Origin of the sequence: Candidatus Pelagibacter sp. (assembly GCF_052049775.1) — a bacterium.
GTDB lineage: Bacteria > Pseudomonadota > Alphaproteobacteria > Pelagibacterales > Pelagibacteraceae > Pelagibacter.
Window position 1 is genome coordinate 1 of the sequence record NZ_JBNGZH010000030.1, and the last position, 5,432, is coordinate 5,432.

Annotated in this window: 6 protein-coding genes; all 6 read right to left on the bottom strand. The window is 28.1% G+C overall.

Annotated elements, in window-relative coordinates; translation table 11 throughout:
* Positions 1 to 1,035, bottom strand: a 1,035-nt coding sequence (gene gltX / locus ACTT83_RS04650; RefSeq protein ID WP_440918955.1) for a glutamate--tRNA ligase, incomplete at its 3' end; no start/stop codon positions are given.
* A 23-nt stretch (positions 1,036 to 1,058) separates the two neighbouring features.
* Positions 1,059 to 1,736, bottom strand: coding sequence for a transcriptional repressor LexA (lexA, locus tag ACTT83_RS04655; protein WP_440918956.1), 678 nt, complete (start codon positions 1,734 to 1,736; stop codon positions 1,059 to 1,061).
* An 88-nt stretch (positions 1,737 to 1,824) separates the two neighbouring features.
* Positions 1,825 to 2,616, bottom strand: a complete 792-nt coding sequence (locus ACTT83_RS04660; protein WP_440918957.1) for an indole-3-glycerol phosphate synthase TrpC — start codon at positions 2,614 to 2,616, stop codon at positions 1,825 to 1,827.
* Positions 2,609 to 3,601, bottom strand: coding sequence for an anthranilate phosphoribosyltransferase (trpD, locus tag ACTT83_RS04665; RefSeq protein WP_440918958.1), 993 nt, complete (start codon positions 3,599 to 3,601; stop codon positions 2,609 to 2,611). Before trpD ends, ACTT83_RS04660 begins: the two co-directional genes overlap by 8 nt.
* A 5-nt stretch (positions 3,602 to 3,606) precedes the next feature.
* Positions 3,607 to 4,176, bottom strand: a complete 570-nt coding sequence (locus ACTT83_RS04670) for an anthranilate synthase component II (protein WP_440918959.1) — start codon at positions 4,174 to 4,176, stop codon at positions 3,607 to 3,609.
* Positions 4,173 to 5,432, bottom strand: a 1,260-nt coding sequence (locus ACTT83_RS04675) for an anthranilate synthase component I family protein (RefSeq protein ID WP_440918960.1), incomplete at its 5' end; no start/stop codon positions are given. The genes ACTT83_RS04675 and ACTT83_RS04670, both read right to left, overlap by 4 nt.

Below are 5,432 nucleotides of genomic sequence, written 5' to 3' on the forward strand. Positions count from 1 at the left end.
TTTAATTTTATCTTTTTTTTCACCAATAATCTTATTTTTAAAAATCTCACAATAATTAATTAATTGATTAAATAGTTCGTTTTCATCAATGTTTTTTATGTAGTGTTCATTCATAGATAGAATTCTACTTAAATCTAATTTTGATGGTGATTTTCCAATACCTTGAAGATTAAAATACCTTACACTTTCATCTAAAGTAAAAATTTCTTTATCTTCATATGACCAACCCAATCTTAAAAGATAATTTCTCAAAGCATCAGGTATAATACCTATTTTAGAATAGTCCTCTAGAGTTGATGCTTTATCTCGTTTTGATAATTTTTTGCCCTCAATTGTATGAATTAATGGTATGTGTGCAAACGTTGGTAAAGTCCATTCCATAGCTTCATAAATTTGCATTTGTTTAAATGTATTGATTTTATGATCATCACCTCTAATAATGTGCGTCATATTCATCTGATGATCATCAACAGCAGCAGATAAATTATAAGTTGGCGTACCATCATTTCTTAAAATTACAAAATCTTCGATTGTATTATTTTCAATTTCTACGTTTCCCTGAACTTTATCTTTTAATATTGATGTACCATCAATTTTGCTTTTAAATCTAATGACAGGCTTTACACCTTTAGGAGCTTCATTCTCGTTTTTGTCTCTCCATTTTCTATCATAAACATACGGAATTTTTTTTTGCTTTGCTCTTTTTTTTTGTGTTTCAATTTCTTCAGTTGAACAATAACATTTATAAGCACTACCTTTTTTTAGAAGTTCATTTGCAACTCTTATATGATCATGAATTTTTTGAGATTGTATATATTCAACTCCATCATGATTTATACCTATCCATTGAAGAGATTTTATAATTTGATTTTTATATTCCTCTTTTGATCTTTCTTTATCTGTATCTTCTATCCGTAGATAAAAATTACCTTTTTGGTTTTTTGAATATAACCAATTAAATAAAGCTGTTCTCACCCCGCCAATATGCAAAGGCCCAGTAGGTGATGGAGCAAATCTAGTTGCTACTTTTTTCATTAAAAATGGTTTAGACTATTTTTTTAGAAGTTTCTATATAAAGATACTAAAACACCTTGAACTTTTACTCTATCAGGGCCAAAAATTTTGGTTTCATAGTTTTTATTAGCACTTTCTAACGCTACTACTTTACCTTTTTTTCTAATTCTTTTAAGCATAGCTTCGTGTTCGTCAATTAAAGCTACTACTATTTTTCCATTATCAGCTGTATCAGTTCTTTTGATGATAACTGTGTCTCCCTCATGAATACCAGCCTCAATCATTGAGTCTCCTTGAACTTTAAGGCCAAAATAATCTCCATTTTTTTCTAAGTTATTTGGTAATGGAATTCTTGAAACTTCATTTTGAATTGCTTCAACAGGTGTTCCAGCTGCTATTTTACCTAAAACTGGTACCTCTGCATCCTCGGATAAAGGTTTTTCTTCATCCAAACCTCCTTTAATGACACTTGGGGAAAAATTATTATAAATATCATTTGCAGAAGCAGTCTCTGGTAATTTTATAACCTCTAAAGCTCTAGCTTTATGAGCAAGCCTTTTAATGAAACCTCTTTCCTCTAAAGCACTAATTAATCTGTGAATCCCAGATTTTGACTTAAGATTTAGAGACTCTTTCATCTCTTCGTAAGAAGGGGATACACCAGAACTCCTCAACTTCTTGTTGATAAATAATAGCAGGTTTTTTTGTTTTTTTGTTAGCATAAGAACAAATATCGTACAAACAATGTTCTATAAAAGTTCTTTATAATTAACAATAGTTAAAAAGTTATGAAAATGCTGACTTTTTTAGCTATAAAACAGAAAAAATCGAATTATCGTTTAAATTTTTTAAAAGTGATTCACCAATTAAAAAGGTTTTGATGGATGTTTTATTTGAAAGTTCCAAAAGTTCATCTTTAGTTTTAATTCCACTTTCAGAAATCAATGGGCCAGGGTGATTAACCAAAATATCGTGAATATCATAAGTTGTATTAATATCAGTTTTTAGAGTTTTTAAATTTCTGTTGTTAATTCCTATTAAAGCATCTTTAAATCTAAGTGCTTGTTTAGCTTCATTAACAGTATGAACCTCTACAATAACTGACATATTCAATTTTAAAGCTTCCTCATATAATTCATCTGCCAATTTATCTGAAACTCCAGCTAAAATAATTAAGATAGCATCGGCACCATAACTTTTAGCTAAAGGAATTTGAAATTTATCTATAAAAAAATCTTTACAAAGAATTGGCAAATTAACATCTTTTTTAATTTTAGTAATATGATGCAAGTTTCCTAAAAAAAAATCCTCCTCTGTTAAAACAGATAAACAGGTTGCTTTATTTGATTTATATATATTAGCTATTTTTATAGGATCATAGTTTTTTATTATTATACCTGCAGAGGGACTTGCTTTTTTTATTTCAGCTATAATTGAGAATTTTTTATTTTCAACATTTTTTTTAATTGTATCTTTAAAATCAACGTATGAACTATCTTTTTTTATTGATTCTTCGAGTGACTCAAGACTTATATTTTTTTTAAGCTCTAAAATTTTTTCAGTTTTAAAATTTATTATTTTTTCAAGAACATTTTCAGCCATTTTGAATTTTCTCTAGTTGTTTAAATGTTTGACCTGATAAAATGTGTTTTCTAGCATCATCATAAGCTTTATCGAAATTCTGATGAGTTTCATTAACAACTAATCCTGCTGCAGCATTTAAACAAACTGCTTTAGAAAAATCATTATCCTCACCTTTAAATATATCAATCATTCTATCTGCATTGAAAGCTGCATCATTACCAATGAGATTTTCAAACTTATCTGCATTTACATTTAATTTTTTTGGATCAATTATGATTTCAGAAATGACACCATCTTTTAATTGAATTACATTGGTTTTAGCGTAAGGTGAAATTTCATCTAATCCATCTTCACTATTGACTATCCAAGAAAATTTAATATCTAAATTTTTTAAAGCATTAGCAAATATTTTTAATAGTTTTTTGTCAAAAACACCAATAACTTGTTTTTTTACTAGAGCAGGGCTACTCAAAGGTCCGATCATATTGAATATAGTTCTTTTTCCAATTTTTTTTCTTGTAGGTCCCACAAATCTCATTGCACTATGATAGTTGGGTGCAAACATGAATCCGAAATTATTATCATTAATTTGATTTTCAATATCTTTTGGCTCTAAATTTATTTTTATGTTTAAAGCCTCTAGAACATCACCAGATCCACATTTTGAGGATACAGCTTTATTTCCATGTTTAGCTACTTTAACACCCATACTCGAAAGTAATAATGCTGAAGCTGTTGATATATTAAGTGTATTCATACCATCTCCACCGGTTCCACATGTATCAACACAGTTTTCCACATTTACTCTTTTAGACTTGTTTCTGAGAACAAAAACTCCACCAGCTACCTCATCAGAAGATTCACCTTTTGCAGATAAAAGTGTCAAAAAATCAAATATTTCTTGGTCTTCTGCTTTACCCTCCATTAATAATTCAAAAGCAGATTTACTTTCATCAAAAGTTAAATTTTCTTTTTTTTTAATTTTTTCAATGAATTGTTTCATTAATCCTAAATTCTTATAAAATTTTTTAAAATTTTAATCCCTAATTTAGTTTTAATACTTTCAGGGTGAAATTGCACTCCATGTATATGATATTTCTTATGTTGTACTCCCATTATAAGACCATCTTGAGTCTGAGCAGTAATTTCAAGATCCTTGGATAACGACTTTTTATCAATAATTAAGCTGTGATACCGAGTGGCTTCAAACGTTTTAGGGAGATTTTTTAAAATACCCATTTTTTTTGAAAAAATCTTACTAGTTTTTCCATGCATTAATTTTCTAGCTTGAACAATTTTTGAGCCAAATACTTGACCTATTATTTGATGACCCAAACAAACTCCGAGTATTGGTATTTTTTTATGTAAAGATTTTACGATTTTAAGACAATTACCTGATTGATTTGGATTGCCAGGCCCAGGTGAAATCACGATTTTATGATATTTTTTTTTTAAAATTTCATTAGATGTAATTTGATCATTTCTAATCACTTCAACATTCACTTTTAATGAAGACAAATAGTGATAGAGATTAAAAGTAAAACTATCATAATTATCAATTAAAATTATCTTTTTCATTTTAATGCATTAATCAAAGCTTTTGCTTTATTTACTGTTTCTTCGTATTCCTTTAATGGTTTGCTATCTGCAACAATCCCGGCTCCAGCTTGAACATAAAATCTGTTATTTTTTGCAACAGCTGTTCTTAAAGCAATACACGTGTCAAATTCTCCATTCGCCGCGAAATACCCAATGCCACCGGCATAAACCTTCCTTTTTGTAGACTCTAGTTCATCAATAATTTCCATAGCTCTTATTTTAGGAGCTCCAGAGACAGTTCCAGCTGGAAAACCTGCTAAAAGAGTCTTGAATTTAGAAAATCTTTTATCATGTTTGCCTATTACATTAGAAACTATATGCATTACATGTGAGTACTTTTCTATTATAAAACTTTCAGAAACTTTAATAGAATTAGTTTTAGATACCTTTCCAGCATCATTTCTTCCAAGATCTAATAACATTAGATGCTCAGAAAGCTCTTTTTTATCTCTAAGTAAATCTCTCTCGTAAAAACGATCCTCTTTAATTGTTTTTCCCCGAGGTCTTGTTCCAGCAATGGGTCTTACAGTTATTTCGTCATCTCTCAACCTTACTAATATTTCGGGACTTGCACCTATTATTTGAAAATCAGTAAAATTAAAAAAAAACATAAATGGAGATGGATTAGTTATTCTCAATTTTTTATAAATATCGATTGGTTTTTTTGTCAATTTAGTCTCAAAACGCTGGCTTAAAACAACTTGAAATATATCTCCTAATTTAATGTATTTTTTTGCCTTATTAACTATAGATAAAAATTTATTTTTAGAGGTATTTGAATTAATTACAATTTTTTTTGACTTATTATTTATTACATTATCTATTTTTTTAACTGATGATTGCAAAGAGAGCGTGAAAAGTTCAGATTGAATATCTTTATATTTACTTTTGTAATTCGTAATTTTTTCATCTTTAAAAATATTATTGATAAAGAATATTTCCTTTTTTAAATTGTCATGAATAATAAGTGTTCTTGGACGTAATAATCTAACATCAGGTAATTTTAAGTCATCTTTACAATTGTTTGGGATTTTTTCGATGTACCTAATTGCATCGTATGAAAAATATCCTGAAATCAAAGAACAAATTTTCGGTAATCTATTAGGAGTTTTAAACTTAAAATCTTCAATTATTTTTTCAATCAAATATTTAGGTTTATCCTTTAACCTAATTTTTTTATTTTTCTTTATTAAATAAGAATTATTATTATTAAATTCCCAAATTTTATCAGGATT

Bases quoted from the DNA above. Each gene is read 5' to 3' on its own strand.
- lexA (WP_440918956.1), bottom strand. From the start codon at position 1,736: ATGCTAACAAAAAAACAAAAAAACCTGCTATTATTTATCAACAAGAAG.
- ACTT83_RS04660 (WP_440918957.1), bottom strand. From the start codon at position 2,616: ATGGCTGAAAATGTTCTTGAAAAAATAATAAATTTTAAAACTGAAAAA.
- trpD (WP_440918958.1), bottom strand. From the start codon at position 3,601: ATGAAACAATTCATTGAAAAAATTAAAAAAAAAGAAAATTTAACTTTT.
- ACTT83_RS04670 (WP_440918959.1), bottom strand. From the start codon at position 4,176: ATGAAAAAGATAATTTTAATTGATAATTATGATAGTTTTACTTTTAAT.